The 21,627-nt window shown below is 36.3% G+C and carries 25 protein-coding genes; 10 read left to right on the forward strand and 15 right to left on the reverse strand.

The features are described 5' to 3' along the window. Positions 1–100 precede the first annotated feature (100 nt). From AC0L0O_RS19485 to AC0L0O_RS19500, 4 genes are all read right to left on the reverse strand, one after another. A complete protein-coding gene (locus AC0L0O_RS19485; RefSeq protein WP_000278167.1) occupies positions 101–1,552 on the reverse strand; it encodes a PH domain-containing protein in 1,452 nt (483 codons plus the stop codon). Beyond that, positions 1,545–2,021 carry a PH domain-containing protein gene (locus tag AC0L0O_RS19490; RefSeq protein ID WP_000371363.1) on the reverse strand — a complete coding sequence of 159 codons (477 nt, stop codon included), beginning with the start codon at positions 2,019–2,021 and terminating at the stop codon, positions 1,545–1,547. Before AC0L0O_RS19490 ends, AC0L0O_RS19485 begins: the two co-directional genes overlap by 8 nt. 79 nt (positions 2,022–2,100) lie before the next feature. Continuing rightward, on the reverse strand, positions 2,101–2,268 hold the full coding sequence (locus AC0L0O_RS19495) for a hypothetical protein (protein WP_000783812.1): 168 nt from the start codon (positions 2,266–2,268) through the stop codon (positions 2,101–2,103). A gap of 2 nt (positions 2,269–2,270) precedes the next feature. After that, a complete protein-coding gene (locus AC0L0O_RS19500; protein WP_000164861.1) occupies positions 2,271–2,852 on the reverse strand; it encodes a TetR/AcrR family transcriptional regulator in 582 nt (193 codons plus the stop codon). 154 nt (positions 2,853–3,006) lie between these two features. Between AC0L0O_RS19500 and AC0L0O_RS19505 the strand changes: the two genes are divergently transcribed. After that, positions 3,007–3,150, forward strand: a complete 144-nt coding sequence (locus AC0L0O_RS19505) for a YjcZ family sporulation protein (protein WP_000522745.1) — start codon at positions 3,007–3,009, stop codon at positions 3,148–3,150. A gap of 40 nt (positions 3,151–3,190) precedes the next feature. Here AC0L0O_RS19505 and ecsC read toward each other — a convergent pair whose 3' ends face one another. The 3 genes from ecsC to ecsA are packed head-to-tail and all read right to left on the reverse strand — an operon-like array spanning position 3,191 to position 5,859. Beyond that, a complete protein-coding gene (ecsC, locus tag AC0L0O_RS19510; RefSeq protein ID WP_000634131.1) occupies positions 3,191–3,898 on the reverse strand; it encodes an ecs operon protein EcsC in 708 nt (235 codons plus the stop codon). Positions 3,899–3,911: 13 nt separating this feature from the next. Further along, positions 3,912–5,123 carry an ABC transporter permease EcsB gene (ecsB, locus tag AC0L0O_RS19515; protein ID WP_001089146.1) on the reverse strand — a complete coding sequence of 404 codons (1,212 nt, stop codon included), beginning with the start codon at positions 5,121–5,123 and terminating at the stop codon, positions 3,912–3,914. Further along, complete coding sequence (gene ecsA, locus AC0L0O_RS19520) at positions 5,116–5,859, reverse strand: ABC transporter ATP-binding protein EcsA (protein WP_001292610.1); 744 nt, start codon at positions 5,857–5,859, stop codon at positions 5,116–5,118. Before ecsA ends, ecsB begins: the two co-directional genes overlap by 8 nt. Before the next feature lie 559 nt (positions 5,860–6,418). Between ecsA and AC0L0O_RS19525 the strand changes: the two genes are divergently transcribed. From AC0L0O_RS19525 to AC0L0O_RS19535, 3 genes are all read left to right on the forward strand, one after another. Continuing rightward, positions 6,419–6,853 (forward strand): HIT family protein, encoded by a 435-nt coding sequence (locus tag AC0L0O_RS19525; protein ID WP_001016840.1) that lies wholly within the window; start codon positions 6,419–6,421, stop codon positions 6,851–6,853. Positions 6,854–7,031: 178 nt separating this feature from the next. Then, the gene (locus AC0L0O_RS19530) at positions 7,032–7,394 is read left to right on the forward strand and encodes a YtxH domain-containing protein (RefSeq protein ID WP_000030300.1); all 363 of its coding nucleotides are present in this window, start codon (positions 7,032–7,034) and stop codon (positions 7,392–7,394) included. A 298-nt stretch (positions 7,395–7,692) separates the two neighbouring features. Continuing rightward, the gene (locus tag AC0L0O_RS19535) at positions 7,693–8,250 is read left to right on the forward strand and encodes an HTH-type transcriptional regulator Hpr (RefSeq protein WP_000834918.1); all 558 of its coding nucleotides are present in this window, start codon (positions 7,693–7,695) and stop codon (positions 8,248–8,250) included. Between the two features lie 5 nt (positions 8,251–8,255). Here AC0L0O_RS19535 and AC0L0O_RS19540 read toward each other — a convergent pair whose 3' ends face one another. Next, the gene (locus AC0L0O_RS19540; RefSeq protein WP_000383651.1) at positions 8,256–8,591 is read right to left on the reverse strand and encodes a DUF1878 family protein; all 336 of its coding nucleotides are present in this window, start codon (positions 8,589–8,591) and stop codon (positions 8,256–8,258) included. A gap of 118 nt (positions 8,592–8,709) precedes the next feature. Between AC0L0O_RS19540 and AC0L0O_RS19545 the strand changes: the two genes are divergently transcribed. The 4 genes from AC0L0O_RS19545 to AC0L0O_RS19560 all read left to right on the forward strand — a co-directional run bounded on the left by AC0L0O_RS19545 (position 8,710) and on the right by AC0L0O_RS19560 (position 13,634). Further along, positions 8,710–8,904: a hypothetical protein gene (locus AC0L0O_RS19545; protein WP_000172692.1), complete on the forward strand. Its 195-nt coding sequence runs from the start codon at positions 8,710–8,712 to the stop codon at positions 8,902–8,904. Positions 8,905–9,329: 425 nt separating this feature from the next. Further along, complete coding sequence (gene prsA, locus AC0L0O_RS19550) at positions 9,330–10,193, forward strand: peptidylprolyl isomerase PrsA (RefSeq protein WP_000710050.1); 864 nt, start codon at positions 9,330–9,332, stop codon at positions 10,191–10,193. A gap of 459 nt (positions 10,194–10,652) precedes the next feature. Beyond that, positions 10,653–12,983, forward strand: coding sequence for an RNA polymerase recycling motor HelD (helD, locus tag AC0L0O_RS19555; protein ID WP_473785913.1), 2,331 nt, complete (start codon positions 10,653–10,655; stop codon positions 12,981–12,983). 87 nt (positions 12,984–13,070) lie between these two features. After that, positions 13,071–13,634: a hypothetical protein gene (locus AC0L0O_RS19560; protein WP_076869165.1), complete on the forward strand. Its 564-nt coding sequence runs from the start codon at positions 13,071–13,073 to the stop codon at positions 13,632–13,634. A gap of 168 nt (positions 13,635–13,802) precedes the next feature. Here AC0L0O_RS19560 and AC0L0O_RS19565 read toward each other — a convergent pair whose 3' ends face one another. From AC0L0O_RS19565 to AC0L0O_RS19575, 3 genes are all read right to left on the reverse strand, one after another. Then, a complete protein-coding gene (locus AC0L0O_RS19565; RefSeq protein ID WP_473785914.1) occupies positions 13,803–15,251 on the reverse strand; it encodes an MDR family MFS transporter in 1,449 nt (482 codons plus the stop codon). A 22-nt stretch (positions 15,252–15,273) separates the two neighbouring features. Further along, positions 15,274–16,665, reverse strand: a complete 1,392-nt coding sequence (locus tag AC0L0O_RS19570; RefSeq protein ID WP_473785915.1) for an MFS transporter — start codon at positions 16,663–16,665, stop codon at positions 15,274–15,276. Positions 16,666–16,826: 161 nt separating this feature from the next. Continuing rightward, a complete protein-coding gene (locus tag AC0L0O_RS19575; RefSeq protein ID WP_000156914.1) occupies positions 16,827–17,192 on the reverse strand; it encodes a DoxX family protein in 366 nt (121 codons plus the stop codon). A gap of 284 nt (positions 17,193–17,476) precedes the next feature. Between AC0L0O_RS19575 and AC0L0O_RS19580 the strand changes: the two genes are divergently transcribed. Next, on the forward strand, positions 17,477–17,962 hold the full coding sequence (locus AC0L0O_RS19580; RefSeq protein ID WP_000841455.1) for a MarR family winged helix-turn-helix transcriptional regulator: 486 nt from the start codon (positions 17,477–17,479) through the stop codon (positions 17,960–17,962). 57 nt (positions 17,963–18,019) lie between these two features. Here AC0L0O_RS19580 and AC0L0O_RS19585 read toward each other — a convergent pair whose 3' ends face one another. From AC0L0O_RS19585 to AC0L0O_RS19600, 4 genes are all read right to left on the reverse strand, one after another. Further along, complete coding sequence (locus AC0L0O_RS19585; protein WP_001034617.1) at positions 18,020–19,285, reverse strand: FtsW/RodA/SpoVE family cell cycle protein; 1,266 nt, start codon at positions 19,283–19,285, stop codon at positions 18,020–18,022. A gap of 7 nt (positions 19,286–19,292) precedes the next feature. After that, positions 19,293–19,700, reverse strand: a complete 408-nt coding sequence (locus AC0L0O_RS19590; protein WP_000390166.1) for a PadR family transcriptional regulator — start codon at positions 19,698–19,700, stop codon at positions 19,293–19,295. Positions 19,701–19,704: 4 nt separating this feature from the next. Beyond that, positions 19,705–20,238: a sigma-70 family RNA polymerase sigma factor gene (locus AC0L0O_RS19595; protein ID WP_000344020.1), complete on the reverse strand. Its 534-nt coding sequence runs from the start codon at positions 20,236–20,238 to the stop codon at positions 19,705–19,707. Positions 20,239–20,491: 253 nt separating this feature from the next. Continuing rightward, the gene (locus AC0L0O_RS19600) at positions 20,492–20,902 is read right to left on the reverse strand and encodes a DUF2283 domain-containing protein (protein ID WP_000793088.1); all 411 of its coding nucleotides are present in this window, start codon (positions 20,900–20,902) and stop codon (positions 20,492–20,494) included. Positions 20,903–21,349: 447 nt separating this feature from the next. On the opposite strand from AC0L0O_RS19600, the gene AC0L0O_RS19605 reads away from it, so the two are divergent. Continuing rightward, positions 21,350–21,478 carry a hypothetical protein gene (locus AC0L0O_RS19605; RefSeq protein ID WP_000561152.1) on the forward strand — a complete coding sequence of 43 codons (129 nt, stop codon included), beginning with the start codon at positions 21,350–21,352 and terminating at the stop codon, positions 21,476–21,478. Positions 21,479–21,627 lie beyond the last annotated feature (149 nt).

Raw genomic sequence — 21,627 nt, forward strand, 5'->3', positions numbered from 1 at the left:
GCTCACCTCACTTTTTTTGCGTCACATATATTATTCATTATTTCCTATCATTTTTACATAGAAAAATAACTCGCCTTCCGCAAAAGACGAGCCATTCCACTTAATTCTCACTTATTCTCTTCTTATACCAATTCTGCATTCTCTCCGCATCTTCTACTCTCGTATGCTCTAATTTATAACTCGATGATGCGCTCGAAAACTTATACGTACATAAATCCGCACGGCGCTGGAAATAGGATTGCGTCTTTTCCATCGATTGGACGTGTCTTCTTCTAATAAGTCCTGTATATTTTCCGACGCTGCGATATACAAGTGTAATTTGCTCTCCGTTTACACTGTAACCATTTGTTTTAAATGTTGCGTAACCAAGTGTAAAGATGAGGATCGTGAGCGGAATTAGTGCCCACATGATGAAGTGCTTTTCAAAGTATATACTTATTCCAATAAGCGGGATAGCTAGCATTGCGAAAAAGATGAAGCTATCAATGAGATAGCGGCGTAATGCTGCTTTTGGTAATGAAATAATATTTGTATCCAGTTCGTATGGTAATTGTAAATGCCCGAGTAACTGTTGTACTCGATCTTTTCGAATGATTGGGTGCAGTGTAACTTTTTCTTTTTCGTCATCCGTTCCCTTACTTTGAATCACTTCTACTTGCACAGCACAATAGCCGAATGGCTGACGTAAAATACTTTCTTTTATCGTAATTCCTTGAATACGATGTAACTTTAAGACGAGTTCTTTTTTCTCAAGTAATCCTTGTGAAATGCGGACTTCGTCATTTCTTCGATTTACTGTGAAATCTCCATGTTTTAGCGCATAACCGATTGTAGATATAATCCACGAAAGGACGAGCAAAATAACTACCATGAAAATCCAGCCGTATATATCATATTCCATTACATACGACTTTACGCTATTCTCTATCCATTTCGGAATGTACTCCTCTACTTGGTGATACACGAAAAAGATTAACGAGAATAATAGCCCAAACTGACCCGATGTAACAGATGCTAGTAAAATTTCTTTCCAAGTCAATTTATATTCTGTCGTTTGTTTTTCTTCTGTAACGATTTCTTTTTCTATTGCATGTTCCGCTTTTTCGTCTAGCGTTCCTTCTGCTTTCACTTCTGGAGTTGGCTCATTTAGCAAAGCAATAAGCTCAGTTGCCTCTTCTACTGTAATACCAGCTAAGCTAACCTCCGCATCATCGCCCCCGCCAGCTGTTTCAATTTGGATTTTCTTTAAGCCAAGCATTTGATATAACACGTTAGAGCTTGTATTGATTGTTTGAACACGTTCTTTATTTAAGTAGCTCTCCTTCTTCACAAAGAGACCTTGTTTCACATGTAATACGTTATTTTCAATCCAATATACTTTGTAATACCAGCCTACGATAGCTGAAACAATCGTGATTACCGCAAAACCGATAGGAACTAAATACCAAAATGGGAATTTTCCTTTTAAACTAAGGAGAAAAATAATAAATGGTATAAAATCTCTTATTTTTAATTCTAATAACATCGTGATCGGATGCTGTCTCTTATACATCCTCATCACTCACTTTCGCTAATTCTGCGATTTTCGTTTTCAACATTTCTGCTTCATACATCGTTAAGCCTGGGATGCTGTGAGAAGTTGCTGCTGTTGAAATGTGTAATTCTGCTAAACCGTATTTTCTCATAATCGGCCCTTGTTCAATCGTCACATGCTGTACACGAATCATCGGTACTAATACGCGCTTTACGACGAAAAGGCCATGCTGAATTTCAAGTTCTTCTTCATTTAGTTGGTAGCTGTAATAACGCTGACGTAGTTTTGGGAATAAAAAGTACGAAAATGGTGCGAACACAACTGTTAGCCCAATCATCACATACAAAATCCACGCCCACCAATCAAACTTTATCATGAGGAAAAGGTAAGCTAACATGACGAGAATACCGATCCCTTCTTCTATTACAGCCCGAACTTTCCACACCTTGACCATGTCAGGGTGAATTTCATTTTTCAATGGATCCATGTAACCACTCCAAATCTAGTAATCTAATATATGAATAGTCTCAATCTATATTTTACATAACCTTACAGAAAATTGAAATTTAATCTTCTTTCTTCTCAGGTATAAAATATCCGAACCAAAGTAGCCAAATGAAACCGATTAACTTCATCCAATTTCCATCCGCTTGAAAAGCTTCTATCATGTCTGGAATTTTATACACCCCAATAAATCCAAGAAAACCGAGCCACCAGTTTTTTTGCATTTTCACTTTTATTCCTCCTTCATGACGTTTTTCACATTTCGAATCCAAATTTCTTTATACTTTAACTGAAATCCCATGAGCATGTAATTGCTCATATTATCAATTACGAGCGCTAGCGTATGAGCGTTTTCTTCCGTTGCATGTTGTGACACAACGCCCAGTCTCGCGCCTTTCTTCAATAGATCGTGGAAACCATTTAAAAACTCTTCTTGTATTTCAAATAAGCGTTTCTGATACTTTTCATTTCGCGCCGCAGTTACGATAAATTCATTTATGACACGTAGTATTCCTTCTTGTCCTTCATACTCAGAGAGCATATGTAAACCATCTGCGATTAACTTTTCTGCGAAATTCCCTCTCGTATATTGCTCTTTATCAAAATAACTCACGAAATGATACCCAGAAAAAATTTCTTCAAATAAAAAGTCTACTAACGCTTCTTTAGAAGAGAAATGATAATAAATAGCCGGTTTTGAAATACCTACCTCTTTCGCAATCATGGAAAGACTCATCTTCTCAATGCCATGCTCTGCCATAAGTTTAAATGACGCCTCTACAATGTTTTGCGATGTTTGTAAATTCTTTGTCATACTGTACCTCACTTTTTTTACTTACCGGTCGGTAAGTAAATTATAAAATGAAACGAAATGATTTTCAAGTTAGTTAGTGCTCCAGAAGGAATTTATTGGTAAATGAAGAAAAATATAAAACAAAAGCAATATATAACAATAAGGAGGCTAGCATATGGGACTTGGTGGTAAAGGTGGTAGTGGCGGTAACGGCGGTGGTGAAGCTGGACAAGCTGGTAAGAGCGGATTTTCATTAATCATTGTGCTTTTTGTCGTATTGATTATAGTTGGCGTTAGCTATATCGGACTTGGCTTCTAAAAAAAGGCGTCCTACATTACACATGTAGGACGCCTTCCTTTTAATTCCTATTTAACAATCGCATACGATAACAATTCATCGTTACTTCCCCAAGTCTTTGCAGTAATTGATAGTTCGCATATGCGCCGACCGGGGCACCGATTATTGGTACGAGCTGAAGCATTTTTGCTAAATCGATATAGTCTCGGTACTCTGTTTGGAACTTTTCCCAGTCCATATGATTTTCTTCTTCTGTATCCCATGTTTCGATGGCTTTCCATATTTCTTTTCGGTGTTCGTCACTTGAAAAGGCAAGTTGGAAAACGTGAAGGATAAAAAGGCGCTCTTCTTTATCGCTCGTATCAAATCCGTACAACGTTGCTGCATCGAATAAAAATTTAATTTTAATGCCTAGTAAAAGCGGAAAATCAGCAAGGCCAAGGAGAATACCGCCTGCTCCCGTCCCTGCTCCTTCTGCCGCTGCTATTTTTTTGTACTCATCCATTTTTTTACGTACTTCATCGTCTCGTCTTTGCAATGACCAGTTCGTCTCTTTTAATTTCGGCTTTATAAAGTTTGATCCGGCACTAATTGTTTGTACCATCATCCGAATCGTTTCTGTTAATACTTTTTGCACTTTCGCCGGAATAAGCTGTTGTACTTTCGTCTGCACTTTCTTTGAGAACCGTGTCATCATAGAAGAATCTTTCATGAATGTAGCTTTCCACTGCTCCAGCTCTTTTATAACCTTTTCTTCATATGTAATCATAGGTTCATTCCCTTCAATTTAAACGCTCAATTCGTTTCGCCCCGTATTGATAAACGAAACCGATACTAAATACTATGCTGACGACTAGTAAAATTCCTGTCATCATGAAATCTTTCGTCGCTAGTAGAAATATGATTGTAAAGATAATACTACCTGTAATAAGGATCGCATTTAGTAAAATAAGAAAATCTTTCTTCTTCTCTTCTCCCCCTACTGGGTACAAATCAAGCCAAATCTTCATGCGGTGATGTTTCCATAAAGTTAATAGCTGATAACCAATTAAGTATAAGAAAATAAGACTTACGATAAATCGTCCATATAAAAACGGGATGAAGTACAGAATAACTCCTCCAAGAGCGAGCAGGCGCACATATAAGCCGAAATAGTTACCAGATCTTAAGAAAGTTCTCGTATATAAGTATAAATAGGTACGCTTTTCGCCAACCATCGAAAGAATGACATCAAGCCATTTTCTACGTGCTACTCTCTCTTTTAATGCTGGTACATCAACGAACATATTCGCGATGCGGTACAGCAGCATCATCTTTTTACCTTCTTCAGAAATTAAATACTCCCAGTTTAGTGGTTTTCCCTTCACCATTTGATGCATGATCGCAAGATATAACACCATGAGAAGGACGATTCCACCAATAAACATAACGGAAGTACGTTCCACAAGGAAATAAACAAATACGGCGTTTAAAATAAATCGAATGAACCAATCGGCTCTTTGTATATTTTGGTCTGTTAAGAATGATTTTTCCCATGCTACAAATAAATTCCACGCTTTTACAATGACAAACGCGATTACAATCCATATGTAAGCCGCTCCTGTTTGCTTCATTTGCTGGAAGTATAACGGGGCAAGCGCTGCTGCTACGATGGCGATTATGTATAACTGAATCATAAACGTAAAAAGAAATGCCTTTGTGAAGTACGGTTTTAACTTTTCTTCAACTGGCAGTAAGTAAACGAGATCTGCTTCTTTTAATAACGTTTGAATAGATCCGGCTGTTAATACGAGTCCAAGTAACACTGCCATAACGAGCGCAGTCGGAAACGAAGGTGTTAACGTTTGTAACCATTGCTGGTAATAATACGCTCCTGCGCCGATGATGAATACGAAAATAAATTTTAAATGATCATTAAATACGTATTTACTATATGTACGAACTTCTTGTAAAAAGTGACGAAATCGTTCTTTCCATAACGCTGTGCTATTCATAATCTTCTTCCTTCGTTAATGCAATATAAATATCATCTAACGTTGCGCCTGGCATATTAAACTGTAATTGCAGTTCAGATAATGTTCCCTTCGCTCTTACCTCGCCTTGATGCAAAATAATGAATGAATCACAATAACGTTCTGCCGTCGCTAAAATATGTGTACTCATTAAAATACCTGCACCGCTCTTTTTCATTTGATCCATCATTTGAAGGAGTGATTGAATTGCTAACGGATCAAGCCCAACGAACGGTTCGTCCACAATATAAAGAGATGGCTCCACTAAAAACGCACTCATAATCATTACTTTTTGTTTCATCCCTTTTGAGAAATGAGACGGAAACCATTTTAAACGATTTTTCATGCGAAATTCTTGTAATAGTTGTCCTACGCGTTCTTCATATTGTTTTTCCTCAACACCGTACGCCATCGCTGTTAACTTCAAATGTTCTTCTAGCGTTAGCTCATCATATAATACTGGTGTTTCTGGGATGAACGAAAAACTAGAACGGTACGCTGTCATATCATCACGAATTGTTTTCCCATTAATTGTGACAGTTCCTTTTTTCGGTTCCATTAAACCGATAATATGTTTAATCGTCGTACTTTTACCCGCTCCATTTAAACCGATTAAGCCGACAAGTTCACCTTTATTCACAGAGAACGAAACATCTTTTAATACAGGTCGTTTCGTATATCCTCCTGTAACATTTTCTACACGCAATAACTCGCTCATACGACACCACTTTCTTCATTTATATTCGTTCTATATTCATCTTACCAAAAATTACGCTGTACTACATAGTATCGATGCATTCAAAAAAAATTAAAATTTGTTCGCATATATTTTTACGAAAGCGGACATCATAATTAAGGAAGAAGGAACACATTGAAAAAGCAACCACCTATTGATGAGTACAACAACATAGTGAAGTCATCATGAAATGGGGTGTCCAAGTTGGACAAAGGAATTTACACATAACCAGATTATTTGTTTTATTTTCGAAACGGGGTGTCTCCGAAAGAGCATATACTGTTTTAAAAAGTAAACAATTTCATTTAAAAAGATTGCAATTCATTTCACTTGAAAATGGGGTGTCTACGGCAGAAACTTTAGCCGATTTACCGTGCATTTCTTAAAATAAATGAGGTGTCTGCGAAACGTAAATTACGATAATGCTTTTTCAATCCCTCTTCAGAAAACAGGAAGCTGAGTCAGCTTCCTGTTTTTCGTGTTTGTTCTCTTATGTAATTATGGTAAAATACGGCTAAGGATATTTGAAAGGATGAGATCAATGAATCATACAGCGGATAATTGTATTTTTTGCAAAATCATTGACGGGCAAATCCCTTGCTCAAAAGTATACGAAGATGAACATGTGCTTGCATTTTTAGATATTAGTCAAGTAACAAAAGGACATACTCTTGTTATTCCAAAAGTTCACAAACAAGACATTTTTGCGTTAACGCCAGAAATCGCATCACACATTTTTTCTGTCGTTCCGAAAATCGCAAACGCGATTAAAGCAGAGTTTAATCCAGTTGGCTTTAACCTCCTTAACAATAACGGTGAAAAAGCTGGACAAACTGTGTTCCACTTCCACCTTCATTTAATTCCACGCTACGGTGAAAACGATGGTTTCGGTGCTGTTTGGAAATCACATCAAAATGAATATACAATGGAAAATTTACAAAACATCGCAAGTACAATTGCAAATAGTGTGAAATAATGACACTATTATAAGAAGTCATACATAACAAGCCACTTTCCTAACGTGATTAAATATTGCACGGCTTGTTTCTCCACTTAAGATGCTGGGGACTGGGTACTATTCTTTCCCTCGTCTTAAAGATATGCATATTTTTTCACATCATGAATACGAACAAAAAATAAGGAGGTCTCCTTTTATGTCAAAAGCTAAATCCTTTATTACCGGTGTCATTTGCGGCGGAGCAGTTGCTGGACTAGCTGTTCTCTTCTCAACTCCTTCTTCTGGCAAAGACATGCGTGGCAAGTTAAAAGAAAAAGGAAATGATATTAAAAAGACTTTAGCTGATATTACAGCTGATACAAAATTATTAAAACGTCAAATCGTTGAAACTGCTTCAGAAGGTAAAGAAGTGTTCCAAGAATTAAAAGACGATATGCACGATACACTTTCTAACTGGAAGCAAGACATTTCTCAAAACAAACGACATATTGAGAAAGAGATTTTGGACATTCAAAAATCAATTGAGAAACTACAAGAAGCTGTTCCGGAAAAAGCGTAAACAAATTCCTGCTTAGTTTTTTGCATATAACAAATATTTTTTATATAAATTGACCTTGACACGGCATATCACATAGATATGCCGTGTTTTTATGCATTTACAATATATGTTATCACTTAACATGTATGGACAACACATGTACTCGCGACTTATAAACCGCTTCCATAGTTATGCATGATTTGTATAGAATGTCATTTTTCCGAAAAATTTTCACAATTCTCACAAAAAGACTTTATTAATTTTTATTTTACTGGCATAATAGATAGTAATGAAAAAGAATGTTAAAGTGGGTGAGTAAATGAAAAGTGGAGAAAAAGATTACTCGGTAAAAGAAGCGATGATTTTCAGCCAACGCATTGCTCAATTATCGAAAGCGTTATGGAAATGTGTAGAAAAAGATTGGCAAATGTGGATTAAGCCTTACGATTTAAACATTAATGAGCATCATATTTTAACAATCGCTTATCATTTAAAAGGGGCTTCTATTTCTGAGATTGCTAAGTTTGGAGTTATGCACGTATCAACGGCGTTTAACTTCTCGAAAAAGCTGGAAGAACGCGGCTATCTTGTATTCTCGAAAAAAGAAGATGATAAACGAAATACGTACATTGAAATTACAGACAAAGGGGAAGAATTACTACTTCGCTTAATGGAGGAGTATGACCCTGAAAATAATTCAGTGTTTAATGGGGCCCTTGCACTTCGTAATTTTTATGGGAAGTTCCCAGAAAATATCGAACTGATTGCTATCTTGCGTAACATTTACGGACAAGACTTCATCGATATTTTTGAGAAATCATTAGAAGATATTGAAGAGAACTTTACAGAATCCGATCAGAAGTTAGTTAAGAAGTAATCTATTTACTTTTTCGCAATCATGCTTAAGAATTCATTCATAAGCGGTTTGAATAAACCTTGTTTTGCTAGCGCTTCCGCAGTTTCGTGTACTTCGAGCTGATGTGGAAGCGCTTTTTCAAATTGATCTAACAGCGCATCGAACAACAGAAGCCCTTCGGCCTTCTCTACTACATATTGTTCGTTCAGTATTTCACAAAGATTTAGTATACGTTCAATATCTTTTTTACGAGCTTTTTTCTTTATGATCAAAGAATAAAATGGACACTTTTCTTCATCAATCATTTTAAATAGTAGGTCTACATAGTATTCAGCTTGTTCTAATCTTCTAACAACGTCCATTTTCTCCCTCACTTTCTAACACAAAGTCTTCTATTTCTGAATTTTATAACACGAACAAAATATCGTATGATACAATATATAGAGTATATGTATTTTAGCCAAAAGGAGGTCTCGCCTCATGACACTTATAACAGTTGTTTTTGTCGCATTCGCACTTCTTGTTATATTTTACACGAATTTCATGACACATACACTGTGTGAACGAAAACAAATATCTGCGAGCCGCCAACCCGGTGTCTTTCGGGTTATTAATGTATGTATAACAATTTTATTAATTTCTAGTTATATAGAAATTATATTTCATGGAAAGTGAGGAAGGAAAGCCCCTTCCTCACTTTTTTCCTCTATAAGCAAATTATACCTACTATAACCAATAAAATAAACAGTACAAGTAATAAAATAAGTTGAGAATTCATCCCCATCCCCTCCTATTTTCTGTATATGCGGCATATGCCCAATATGGAACACCTTCAAAATCTGACACGCACTGGTTAATTTTTCTTTATCAATATGAAATCGAGTCGAAATATGATATATTAAATTTTGTACATATTGCTTATACTATGAAATAAATGACACGCATCTTAACTTTATCCTAAAGCCTCGGTAAGCCCTGTTAAGCGTGCTTTACCAACATAAAAAGCAAAAGTATCAGTGAGACTTAATCGGGCTCTAATGAACTAAAGTTCATTGGTATAGGATAAATTAAAAATACATAATAGTAGGAGTGTTTATCGAATGAAGAAAGCTATGCTTGCCTTAGCCGCAACAAGTGTAATCGCATTATCAGCATGTGGAACATCATCATCAGACAAAATTGTTACATCTAAAGCTGGTGACATTACAAAAGACGAATTCTACGAGCAAATGAAGACACAAGCTGGTAAACAAGTGTTAAACAACATGGTTATGGAAAAAGTACTTATTAAAAACTACAAAGTTGAAGACAAAGAAGTAGACAAAAAGTACGATGAAATGAAAAAACAATACGGTGATCAATTCGATACACTATTAAAACAACAAGGTATTAAAGAAGAAACGTTAAAAACTGGTGTGCGTGCTCAATTAGCTCAAGAAAAAGCTATCGAGAAAACAATCACTGATAAAGAATTGAAAGACAACTACAAGCCTGAAATTAAAGCAAGCCACATTCTTGTAAAAGATGAAGCGACTGCGAAAAAGGTGAAAGAAGAACTTGGACAAGGCAAATCTTTCGAAGAGTTAGCGAAACAATACTCTGAAGATACTGGTTCAAAAGAAAAAGGTGGCGACTTAGGATTCTTCGGAGCTGGTAAAATGGTTAAAGAATTCGAAGATGCTGCTTATAAACTGAAAAAAGATGAAGTAAGCGAGCCTGTGAAATCACAATTCGGTTACCACATCATTAAAGTTACAGACATTAAAGAACCAGAAAAATCATTCGAGCAATCTAAAGCTGACATCAAAAAAGAATTAGTTGCGAAGAAATCACAAGACGGCGAATTCATGAACGACCTTATGATGAAAGAAATCAAAAAAGCTGACGTAAAAGTTGACGATAAAGATTTGAAAGATCTTTTCGAAGAGAAAAAAGCTGACGCTAAAAAAGAAGAAAAGAAATAATGAAATAAAAAGCTCGGGCTTAGGCCCGAGCTTTTTTTGTATACCCTCTTCTCTCGGTAGTTATGTCCGATTCGGTAAATGAAATTATACAGTTGGTCCTTCGAATAAATTATATCGGCGATTTTTCAAATATATCGATCGTAACTCCAATTATATCGGCGATTTTCGAGATATATCAGCGCAATTCCGATTATATCAGCGATTTTCAAAATATATCGACTTACCGACAAAAAACGACAACAAGCGTGACTCCCTCTACAAACACAAAAAAACCTTGATCCACGTATCATGGAACCAAGGTTTATCTTATTATCATTGATTAAATGAAAAAACTATGTTAAATTAGTACAGAAACACGTTTTCTAAAATTAAAAGAACGTATTTATCCGTATCTTAATTGTACACCAAAACACATCTTCAGTCAACCTCTATTTTTCACTTTTAAAGGAGTGCTATCGTATGAACAAAAAACTTGATCAAGAGCAAAAACGATTGGATACCGTAATCGAAACGATTACGCAGCAAATTGATAAGCTGGAAAACGAAACTGGCAGACGCCGAGCAGAAGTAATCAATATTCGTAAACATTTCTGGGATGACGTGAAAGTGAATACTGATACTTTTGATGATTATCTTGAAACAGTTATCAACTTAAGACAACAAGCTCAGTCACTAGCTGTCACACAAATTACTCATAAGCACACCTTTAATCGACTTGCCGCATTAAGACGCATGCATAAAGCACCTTATTTTGGACGAATTGATTTCAAAGAAGAAGGAGAATCTGCTGCGGAGCAAATTTATATTGGCGTTGCTACACTTACTGATGCTAGCGGAGAAAACTTTCTTATATACGACTGGCGCGCACCCATTTCGAGTGTCTACTACGATTATCCACCAGGGCCGGCTGAATATAGTACACCAGCTGGCGTAATTCACGGTAATGTGGAGAAAAAATTACAATACATTATTCAAAATGGCGAGATTGATTCTATGTTCGATACGAGCCTTACAATTGGCGATGAGATCTTGCAACAAGCGCTCGGAAAAGGTACAAACAAACATATGCAAAGTATCGTCGCTACAATTCAGCGCGAGCAAAATGAAATTATTCGTCACGATGAAGGCCGACTCCTTATCGTACAAGGAGCTGCTGGTAGTGGTAAAACGTCAGCCGCCCTGCAACGAATCGCCTACTTACTATATAAATATCGCGAATGGTTAAAAGCGGATCAAATTATTCTCTTCTCCCCTAACTCTATGTTCAACAGCTACGTTTCTAACGTACTACCTGAACTTGGTGAAGAGAATATGCAGCAAGTTACATTCCAAGAATATTTAAACCATAGACTAAGTAAGTCATTTGACGTGGAAGATCCTTATGAACAATTAGAATATATGCTAACTGAAACGAATAGCCCTGCCTATAAAACGAGAAATGCTAGTATTCGTTTTAAAGCATCTACTCAATTTTTCGAGATGATTAGAGCGTACAGACAATCTCTTGAATCATCAGGCATGCTATTTAGAGGAATGAAATTTAGAGGAAAACTGATTGTTTCTGCGAAAGAAATTACAGAGCAATTTTACAATACCGACTCCTCCCTTCGCTTCCATAATCGAATTGAAAAGTTAACGGATTGGCTAAATAAGCAAATAGATGTACTTGAAAAAGCAGAACTGAAAAAACCTTGGGTAGAAGAAGAAATTGAATTACTTAGTAAAGATGAATACCAAAAGGCTTATAAATACTTGCAGAAAAAAGGCGAGTTTGACGACAACTCCTTTCAAGATTTTGAGAAAGAAACGAGAGTACTTGGACGTATGATTGTCCGTAAAAAATTGAAGCCGCTGCGTAAAGGCGTTCAAACATTACGCTTTATCAATTTCACAGGTATATATAAACAACTTTTCACAGATGCATCATGGGGGACTGGAGAAAAACCGAAAGAATGGGATGACATTTGCTCACTAACGGTGAACATGCTCGATGAAGGAAAGCTATATTACGAGGATGCGACTCCATTTTTACTTTTAAAAGAGTTAATTGAAGGTTTCCAAACGAACAGATCGATTAAACACGTACTCGTAGACGAAGCACAAGATTATTCGCCGTTTCAGTTCGAGTTTTTAAAACGTCTCTTCCCTGCCGCAAGAATGACGGTACTTGGAGACTTTAACCAAGCAATATTTGCTCATGCGAGTGAAACAGTTAATTTCGATACACTTACGAATTTATACGGGCCAGACGAAACAAACGGCATTAACTTAACTCGTAGTTATCGCTCAACAAAACCAATTATTGAATTTACACGTGCTCTCGTACCGGAAGGGAAGAACATTCACGCCTTTGAACGTGACGGTGAGAAACCTACAGTGACGAAAGTAGCGAATGAGAGCGAACTGCACGAACGTATTACTGCCAAAGTTGCTGAATTACAAAAACAAAATCACAACACGATCGCAATTATATGTAAATCTGCAGCTGAAAGCGCCGCTGCCTATGAGGCACTTAGTCCTATCGAGAATATTAAACTCGTGAAGAGTAACTCAGCCGAGTATGAGCAAGGCATTGTCGTGATCCCAGCTTACTTAGCGAAGGGTATCGAATTTGATGCCGTTATTATTTACGATGCGTCTAAAGATGTATACAACGATGAGAGCGTTCGTCGATTGTTCTACACTGCTTGTACACGCGCAATGCATGAATTACAACTTTATAGCGTTGGCGAGGTTAGTCCTTTTATTGTTGAGGCTGATTCGGAGAGTTTTGAGCTTATTACACCTTGATAACAATCAAGGTGTTTCTTTTTTGTACAGGATTTACAACTTTAAAGTAGAATATATCAGTTTAGAAAAAAGTTAAGGAGCGAAAAGATGAACCATTATTTTATTGCTATTTATGACGGTGAATTTCCTGCCGAAAAATTACATACCATTTTACAATCTAATCAAACTTTTACTAACCTAAACGTCCGCACCATTTCAATCTCCTCACCAAGACCTTTCACATTATTAGTTGGCGAAGAACACGATACACTCACAACTGGACTTACAGACAAATACCACTTATTCACGAAAGAGTTGCAAACACTTGAGCAGCAAGAAAAATACTACTATGTATACGATTATAAAATTAGAAAGACCATCGAGAATCCTATCCAAAAATGCTTTCCATTTGCACAAATCCATATAAGTGTTATGAAATTCCATCAAATGATTCAAAAAGTAAAAGACTTAAAACGCCCTGTATTTGCAGGTTATAATATCGTCTCTCATGATGCAGACATACTTACGATTGATGTACTTCTTTCTTCACCTTTATTGGATCCTAACACTTCTGAAAAAGACGCAGCAGAATACGCCTATTTACAACAATTAGCTGAATCAATTTCTCGTTCTGAATTGTGTACTTCTATTAAAGCGAGTTCACTTATTTAAACATAAAATGAAACTTTATCGCTAAGTTAGAGTTGTTCTATTATAAATTTAAACAGGTGCGCTATCCGAAAAATACTATTTTAATAAGAAGGAACCCAAATCAAATTACTATGTAGGAACAAAATAATAAAGAGGGTAGCCCTCGGCATACCCTCTTTACTTCGCCCCTTAACTTTCTGAAGTCTGCGAACGTTTTATAAACAAAGCTACAACAACTGCAAGTAGTGCCAAACCAAAGCCAATTGTAAATGCGTTATGCACGCCTGAAACCATTGCTTCTGTCAATTGAGCTGGGTCAGTCGGATTTGAAGATGCATCCAAATATTTCTTCTGTCCGGAAGTCATAACGCTAATAAAGAACGCAACTCCTACCGCACCCGCTACTTGTGATAGAGTATTCAAAATAGCTGTTCCGTGAGGATAAAATCGCTTCGGAAGTTGGTTCAAACCGTTCGTTTGCGCCGGCATCATAATCATTGAAATGGATACCATCATAGTGACATGTAATAGGATGAAAGTTATTTTAGACGTATCTGCCGTTACTTGTGTAAAGAACCACATCACACTTGCTAATAACAGCGTCCCAGGAATAATAAGCGCTCTTGGACCAAATTTATCAAAGAGCTTCCCTGAAACTGGCGAAAGCAGACCATTCAATAGACTACCAGGAAGCATGATAAGACCAGTTGCATAAACAGTTAAACCTAAAGCACCTTGGAATAGAAATGGTAGTAACGTCATTGTCGAGAACATCGTCATCATCATGATCGTCAATAAAATTGTCGTTAACGTAAACATCGGATATTTAAATGCACTAAGATCTAGTAATGGCTCTTTCAATTTCAATTGACGTAATACGAAAAATAGAAGTGCTACAAGACCAATTAGAATGATTCCATACACCTGGAAACTATCCCAACCTTCACCTGAGCTACTGAATCCATAAACAATCCCGCCAAATCCAATTGTAGATAAAAGAATAGATAATACATCTACCTTTGGTTTAGTAGGCTCTGAGACATTTTTTAAATAAATAAACGCGAAAACGATAGAAAAAATTGCGAATGGCAAAACGATATAAAATAGCCATCTCCAGTTCAACGTTTCCAAAATAATACCTGAAAGTGTCGGTCCAATGGCAGGAGCGAACATGATTACAAGCCCAATACTCCCCATTGCCACTCCTCTCTTTTCAGGAGGATATAGAAGAAGAATCGTATTCATTAATACGGGCATCATTAATCCCGTACCCACCGCTTGTAACAAGCGCCCCATTAATAGTATAGAAAATCCAGGCGCAATTGCACTTACAAGTGTACCGAAAGTAAAGACTACCATAGCACCTATGAATACTTGTCTTGTTGTAAACCATTGTACTAATAAAGCAGAAGCTGGAATTAATACAGCAACTACAAGCATGTACCCTGTTGAAAGCCATTGAAGAGTCGACGGTGTTACATTCAACTCAATCATCAATTGCGGAAAAGCAACGTTCAATAATGTTTCATTCAAAATGGTAAAAAACGCCCCAATAATCATCGATATTAAAATGGGGAGTCTTTTCACATTGTCAAACTCCTTTGACTGCGAAGAAACAGATGCAGGTTGAGCATTCATACATAAACCTCCTTGTATTCTTTTATAAATTTTTATTACCTTTGCTAGTCATATTTAACGTAGAAACGCCCGTACCAAATTGAAAACGATACAGCACAACTACAAATAAGATCAATAATGACATCACGCCGAAGATATTACTATACATATTTGCAGCTTCATTTGCAACAAAAGGATTTAGCTTCAGTGAAGTCGATCCCTTATCAAGCAATTTCCCTACTACACTCATAGCCATCGCGCCAGATATGAAATTAATCATCGACAGTAATCCCATTCCAACACCTGTCTCTTCCTTTGACAGTGTTTGTGAAATTGTATTAGACATTGAAATCTGCATAAAGGTCTGTCCTACATTTCCGAAAATTAAAATCAATGCTATGACAAAAGCCGAGACCCCAATGAAAGTAGATAATAATGAGAAAGCAAGGAATATGAATACTGAGGCAATAAAAACAAGTGCAAAATTGCCCCGAGTATCAGCTACCCTTCCTCCCTTTCTTCCCATAATTGCCGAGGCAATTGCAGCTGGAACTAAAACAAAACCAATATTCGAAGGAGTCAATCCATTTACTGCTGATAGAAATTGCGGCGTCATGAATGTCATACTAAAGCTCATCGCTGTCGTCATAAAAGCAAGGAGTAACCCAATCGAAAAGTTCTTATTTTTAAACAGAATCGGTTTAATAAAAGGCTCTTTAGCTTTTCTAATCCGCAAAATGAAGAAAGCTAACGTAGCAAATCCACTAAGGAATAACAGCACTTGCATCTGCGTAATAGCAAGCAAGAAGAACGCGACTGATACAGCTAATAGAACTCCGCCAAGAATATCAATACTACCCGCCTTCCCTTTTGCATTGTCTAAATACTTTCTAAAGAAAGGTAGCGTTAGAAGCGGTAGTAATGAAAGAACAAACATAAGTCTCCAGCTTCCAAAACTCGTAATTAATCCAGCGGCAACGGGCCCTAAAGCATTCCCAAGCGCTAAACCAACTGCTGAAGTTCCAAGCGCACGCCCCCTTTTCTCTGGCACAAAGTATCTAACCGGAATAATCATTGCTGTCGCAGGAAGAACAGAAGCTCCCGCTGCTTGAATAACACGCCCTAAAATGATAACCCAATACTCAGTAGCAAGTAAGCCAAGCAAGGAACCTAGAGCGAAAATAAGTAATCCATACGTTAACAAATCTTTTAGCCGATATTTATCCGCCAGTTTTCCCATTACGATGGAACCAACAGCATAAACGACCATATAACTCGTCATAATCCAACTAACCTCTGAAGGAACAAGGTTGAATTCTTTACCGATTTCAGGAAGAGCTACATTAAACATCGTACCGTTCATAACTGAAAATATTAGCGTAACTACTAAAACTCCTAGTAATTTATCTGCATTTTGTGATGAATGATCTACCATCGTGCATACCTCCTTTTCTTTTTCCGGTAATCTATTCAGATTTAAATGAGTATCAACATAATGAATATCCTCACTATTTTATTATAATGAGGATATCATTTTTATCGTACGTGCTCAGTTTCTACCTCTATTCAATCGAATCTACTAATCTACAATTTACTTTACAGAAGTTCTGTTACTGCTGAAAAATGAATGAACGCAAGAATTAGCGCTAAAATCATAAGCACTGCTGCCGGCATTATTTTGCCAATTGGATCTTTAACACGCATATGTGACAATACAGCTCCTAACATAATACAAGCAATCCATAATGCTGCTAAAACTAATACGACCTCATTCCAGAAACCAAAAATCAGTCCCACCACTCCTGCTAAAGCGATCCAACCTGTCGCAATTCTAAACCATTGAGGTAAACCTAAATGAGCGAAAGCCTCTACTTGCATTTTTGCTCCCGCAATTTTACTCACACTTGAAAAGAAAAATGCAAAAATTAATAAACATTGAAGTACTAATGCTACAATAGTCATGTACAATCCTCCGTTACATATGTTTTTTTAAGGGTATTGCTATTGAATGCTGAAGCGATTTGAAATTCCTTCTATACATACACCTCGCTCTATTATCGTTTTCTATAGATCCCCGCATCAGTTATAATAGTAATTATCCCGCTATTACACATTATGAGCATACGATATAATGAGGTCACTCACTAATTGTTTATAATATAGAGAGGATACTCACTAATAATATACAATATATTTATGAAACGTGCAAAAATGAACTACAAAATAATGAGGAGGTCATCCCATTCATGAAATCAAATAATCCAGCTGCAATAGATATCATTCATATTTTAATGCAATCGTCCAACTATGTTCAAAGAGAATTTCAATCTCAATTGTCAGCCCTTGACACACCTTATCATCTAACAGGGCCAAGGCTACGCGTTCTATCCACCGTTTCTGAAAATGGTCCCATTCGAATGAACGCATTAGCTGCTAAATTAGGCGTCAAAGCACGTACAGTTACCGATTTTGTCGATGCACTCGAACAAGACAAGCTCCTAATTCGTATACCAGATCCAACTGATCGCCGAGCTACATTAATTCAACTTACTGAACGCGCGCACTCCAATATGGAAAAGGCGCTCGCGTTCCAAGACAAGGTCGCAGACGATATTTTACAAAACCTCACATTAGAACAACGCGAACAGTTTTTTGAACTTCTATTACTATTAATAAAAGATAAGCAAATTCCAGATTCATGCGGAGAAGTTGAGAACGGAAAAACTTGTTAAGTGTGTAAATAAAACCACCTACACCCTAAAAAATATAGGGACTAGGTGGTTTGTTTTTTAAGCTGATTTTCTCGCTGGAATGTCTTTACGTCGATATACACTTAGTACGATTCCCATTACAAGCGCATGAAATACAGTTGGTGTTAATCCATAACTAATAAAAGGTAGTGATATAGCAGTAATCGGTAATAAACCTAAAATCATACCGACGTTATAAAGGAATTGCACTACGAAAAGAGTCATACCTCCAATGAGAAGCAATTTACCATACCGGTCATTTATTGTATAAGATATGAAGATTAACCGTGCTACAAAAAGAGAAAGAATTAAGACAAGGACCAGTGCAAGCACATATCCATAATAATAAGTCAAACTTGCAAATACAAAATCAGTATCTGGATTAGGGATGAACTTTACATCTCCGTATGTACCAAACCAACCTGCTGACGACATTACCTCCTTTAAACGTATATACATAAATCCTGCGCCCTGTGCATCACGCTCTGGATTCAAATACCCTAAAAATCTATCCAAATAAACTCCTTTTACTGTGGGCCAGGAAAAATAGACCCCTATAATCAATAAACAGATTGGTACAATTGTAATAATTAATGCCTTTTTCTTCCCTAACTTACTCCACCAAAGCATAACGAATACCATCGTGATATAAATAAAAATCACTGAAAAAGCTGCGCCAATTAAAAATAAATACAAAGAAAATAAATAAAGAGCCACAAGATGCATTACTTTTATCCTACTATTATTGAAAAAAGAAGCCCAAGCTAGAAAAAAGAACGGCACTGCCATTAAACGGTCAATTGCAATAGGACCAACTTTTATTATCGGTTCTCCAAGCATCCCAGCATTCGGAAAGCAGTATAGCATTAACAAGATAAGTACACCAATTGTATAAAACAACCATCCTAATCTCTCTAACTTCCGATAATTAATCAGCATCATCCCTAACGCTGTTGCAATACCAAGAACAACAAATATCACCTTATCCATTAGTAAATCATTCATATATCCAAAAGCTATAACCGGCAAAAACCCTAACCCCATCGCAGCCACTAATAAAATAAGTAAGAACCAATCAACCTTTGGCTTATGCAGTTTGTTAAGTTCTTGTCCCAGTTTAATCGGACTCCCCATTTGCTCAACAGCCTTATCTTCAGCAATTTCCTCACTTAATCCTTTCCCTATCCACATATTCTTCGTCTGTTTTAAGTGAAAGTCTAGTTCCGCTGCCACCAAGTCCTTCGCTTCTTTTGATTTAATATGGTTCGTAACTTCTTTTAAAAAACGCTCCCCTTTTTTATTCAATTTTTTCTCACTCCTGTACTAAGCCTTTTAATATAAATCGTGCCTTCGTAGCATTCTTCTCTGCCTTTCGCAGCATCTTGTTTCCTTTATCATTTAATTGATAATATTTAGCTCCTTCGTGGTCCCAGCTAGATTGGATAAAGCGATTCTGCTCTAGACGATGTAACAAAGTGTATAGAGACCCTTCATTACCTTCAAATGTTTGAATCCCTCTCCCCCGTAGTAACTGCACCAATTCATAACCTGTTTTTTCATTCATAAGAAGTTGCAACACTGCTAAAAGGATGTCTTCTTCTTTTTCGGACGATTGATTGATTTTTTCACGCACCCGCTTCTGGTGCTGATCAGAAAAACTCAAATGTTTAAAAGTTGTGTTCTCCATTGATTTTCGCAAGCCTTTTAATCGATCTTCCATTTGATTACTCCTCCAATCCTTTCTTCAAAAGCTCCTTTGCTTTTTTCAGCCTCGTTTTTATCGTGTTTTCCTTCACTTCTATTACCGTAGCAATCTCTTTAATTGATAACTCTTCATAATAAAATAGATAAATGACTTCTCGATATTTGATCGGTAAACTCATTACTGCAGAAGCAAGCCTACTATCCTCTGCATTTTGAATAACTATTTGTTCCACACTTTCTTTTTGACTCTCCATATACGTAAAGTCATCCTCTGTCACGATGACCTTTTTGTTATACCAACTTTTTAAATAGTCCTTACAATGATTAATCGCAATTCTCCATAACCATGTTTTTAAGTTCGAATTCCCTTTATATGTATGAAGAGATTTATAGCATTTCACAAATATATCTTGCGTTACATCCTCCGCGACCTCTTTATTATTCACATATGAATACACAAGCTGTAAGACTTCTTGTCCATACTTGTTCATGATTTCGTCGATAAGGTCCTCCTTATCTTCTATTTCAAACGCTTCTACCGTTAATTCATCCACATCATTTCCTCCTTTCCATATATTAGACGACGCACTGTATGGAAAAGTTTTATAAAATAAATAAAAAAATGTAATTGATAATAACATTTTTATAAAACACTTCCTCAGCAAATTACATATAATAAACCGAATAGTTATTACACTACATTCACCTAAAGAGCGTCTTTCTCCCAAGGCGCTCTTTCATTTTGAAATTCTTCTTCAAAAACCGCTAAATAAAAAAGAACCCATTTAATCAGGGTCCCCCTTCTTCCTAACACTCACTTAAAGAATCTAATATCTCATTGCCATACAAAGAGGGCTTCATAATATCAAAACCGATAAATTCTTCATACTTCTTATCCGAAAAATAAAATACGATATTATGAAATAACACTTTTTGCAAATGAGTATCTTGAGAAAGTCTAAATGAGTATATGTATGTATTATCATTTGAAGTTTTCTTTATATATATTTTACTCTTATTTGTTAATTCTTTTAATTTACGAGCATTTTCTCCAAAAAACTCAATCCCTACTATACGATCAAATTGATCTATATCTAAATTTAATGTCGGATTTTCTTCCAATTCTTCAGTTGATTCAATTTCAATTTCTGAAGTAAATGGAATTACATACAGATATGCCATCTGGATTGCAGGGTCGTAAGTAATTAAATTTTTCATGATACACCTCATATCGGTATCTTATTTTTTGTATTACACTTATCTCGATAAACTAAATATTAGGTTTTTGAGTTATAAAATACAAGTATAGTATTTGAATTTCTATACATAACGCAGCTGCTTGCTCTTGTTGATCTACTGCTTTTCTAGTTCTGTTGTTTATTTCATCTGAACGTTGTTATCATTATCCTTATTTTTTAGTTATGTTTGTTTATTTAACAAGAGATAAAGTTAAATAAACACCTTAACTTGTAGGCGATCACAAATAAGTTGTATATGACAAACCACGCTTTACACACTACCCAACCATTTAAAACTAGGGCTTTTTATCTATATGTCTTGTTCCCTATTTTAAAACATAATACAATGAATACGTGACTTAATAAGCTATAACTAGTAGGTGTGGTAATCATCTCTTCCATTTTGAAAAAAGGGGGAGGTGATAATATGATCGCGATGTTTGTCATTAAATTAGTGTATGGTATCCTGACCGGAGCTGGCGTTGTCATCGGTAGAAGATACGTCGGTCCATGGCTAATTTCTGTATACAAAAAAGCGAGAACCACCCTGCTTTGAACCGCACCCAATTTGTTAGACAAATAACTAACAATTGGAGGTGCGGTTTTATTATGTCTAGAAAATATAAATTCGAATTAAAAAGAAATGCCGTTGAACATTATTTAAATACAAATGATTCTTTTAAAGTGACTGCCAAAAAATATCAA

It is taken from the genome of Bacillus sp. GS3m_15504 (assembly GCF_055825275.1).

Excerpts from the sequence above, each read along its gene's own strand:
- AC0L0O_RS19490 (WP_000371363.1), bottom strand. The coding sequence starts at position 2,021 with ATGGATCCATTGAAAAATGAAATTCACCCTGACATGGTCAAGGTGTGG.
- helD (WP_473785913.1), top strand. The coding sequence starts at position 10,653 with ATGAACAAAAAACTTGATCAAGAGCAAAAACGATTGGATACCGTAATC.
- AC0L0O_RS19505 (WP_000522745.1), top strand. The coding sequence starts at position 3,007 with ATGGGACTTGGTGGTAAAGGTGGTAGTGGCGGTAACGGCGGTGGTGAA.
- ecsB (WP_001089146.1), bottom strand. The coding sequence starts at position 5,123 with ATGAATAGCACAGCGTTATGGAAAGAACGATTTCGTCACTTTTTACAA.
- AC0L0O_RS19570 (WP_473785915.1), bottom strand. The coding sequence starts at position 16,665 with ATGGTAGATCATTCATCACAAAATGCAGATAAATTACTAGGAGTTTTA.
- ecsC (WP_000634131.1), bottom strand. The coding sequence starts at position 3,898 with ATGATTACATATGAAGAAAAGGTTATAAAAGAGCTGGAGCAGTGGAAA.
- AC0L0O_RS19565 (WP_473785914.1), bottom strand. The coding sequence starts at position 15,251 with ATGAATGCTCAACCTGCATCTGTTTCTTCGCAGTCAAAGGAGTTTGAC.
- AC0L0O_RS19525 (WP_001016840.1), top strand. The coding sequence starts at position 6,419 with ATGAATCATACAGCGGATAATTGTATTTTTTGCAAAATCATTGACGGG.
- AC0L0O_RS19575 (WP_000156914.1), bottom strand. The coding sequence starts at position 17,192 with ATGACTATTGTAGCATTAGTACTTCAATGTTTATTAATTTTTGCATTT.
- AC0L0O_RS19600 (WP_000793088.1), bottom strand. The coding sequence starts at position 20,902 with ATGAAAAATTTAATTACTTACGACCCTGCAATCCAGATGGCATATCTG.
- AC0L0O_RS19560 (WP_076869165.1), top strand. The coding sequence starts at position 13,071 with ATGAACCATTATTTTATTGCTATTTATGACGGTGAATTTCCTGCCGAA.
- ecsA (WP_001292610.1), bottom strand. The coding sequence starts at position 5,859 with ATGAGCGAGTTATTGCGTGTAGAAAATGTTACAGGAGGATATACGAAA.
- AC0L0O_RS19535 (WP_000834918.1), top strand. The coding sequence starts at position 7,693 with ATGAAAAGTGGAGAAAAAGATTACTCGGTAAAAGAAGCGATGATTTTC.
- AC0L0O_RS19485 (WP_000278167.1), bottom strand. The coding sequence starts at position 1,552 with ATGTATAAGAGACAGCATCCGATCACGATGTTATTAGAATTAAAAATA.
- AC0L0O_RS19590 (WP_000390166.1), bottom strand. The coding sequence starts at position 19,700 with ATGGAAGATCGATTAAAAGGCTTGCGAAAATCAATGGAGAACACAACT.
- AC0L0O_RS19500 (WP_000164861.1), bottom strand. The coding sequence starts at position 2,852 with ATGACAAAGAATTTACAAACATCGCAAAACATTGTAGAGGCGTCATTT.
- AC0L0O_RS19605 (WP_000561152.1), top strand. The coding sequence starts at position 21,350 with ATGATCGCGATGTTTGTCATTAAATTAGTGTATGGTATCCTGACCGGA.
- AC0L0O_RS19540 (WP_000383651.1), bottom strand. The coding sequence starts at position 8,591 with ATGGACGTTGTTAGAAGATTAGAACAAGCTGAATACTATGTAGACCTA.
- AC0L0O_RS19545 (WP_000172692.1), top strand. The coding sequence starts at position 8,710 with ATGACACTTATAACAGTTGTTTTTGTCGCATTCGCACTTCTTGTTATA.
- AC0L0O_RS19530 (WP_000030300.1), top strand. The coding sequence starts at position 7,032 with ATGTCAAAAGCTAAATCCTTTATTACCGGTGTCATTTGCGGCGGAGCA.
- AC0L0O_RS19580 (WP_000841455.1), top strand. The coding sequence starts at position 17,477 with ATGAAATCAAATAATCCAGCTGCAATAGATATCATTCATATTTTAATG.
- prsA (WP_000710050.1), top strand. The coding sequence starts at position 9,330 with ATGAAGAAAGCTATGCTTGCCTTAGCCGCAACAAGTGTAATCGCATTA.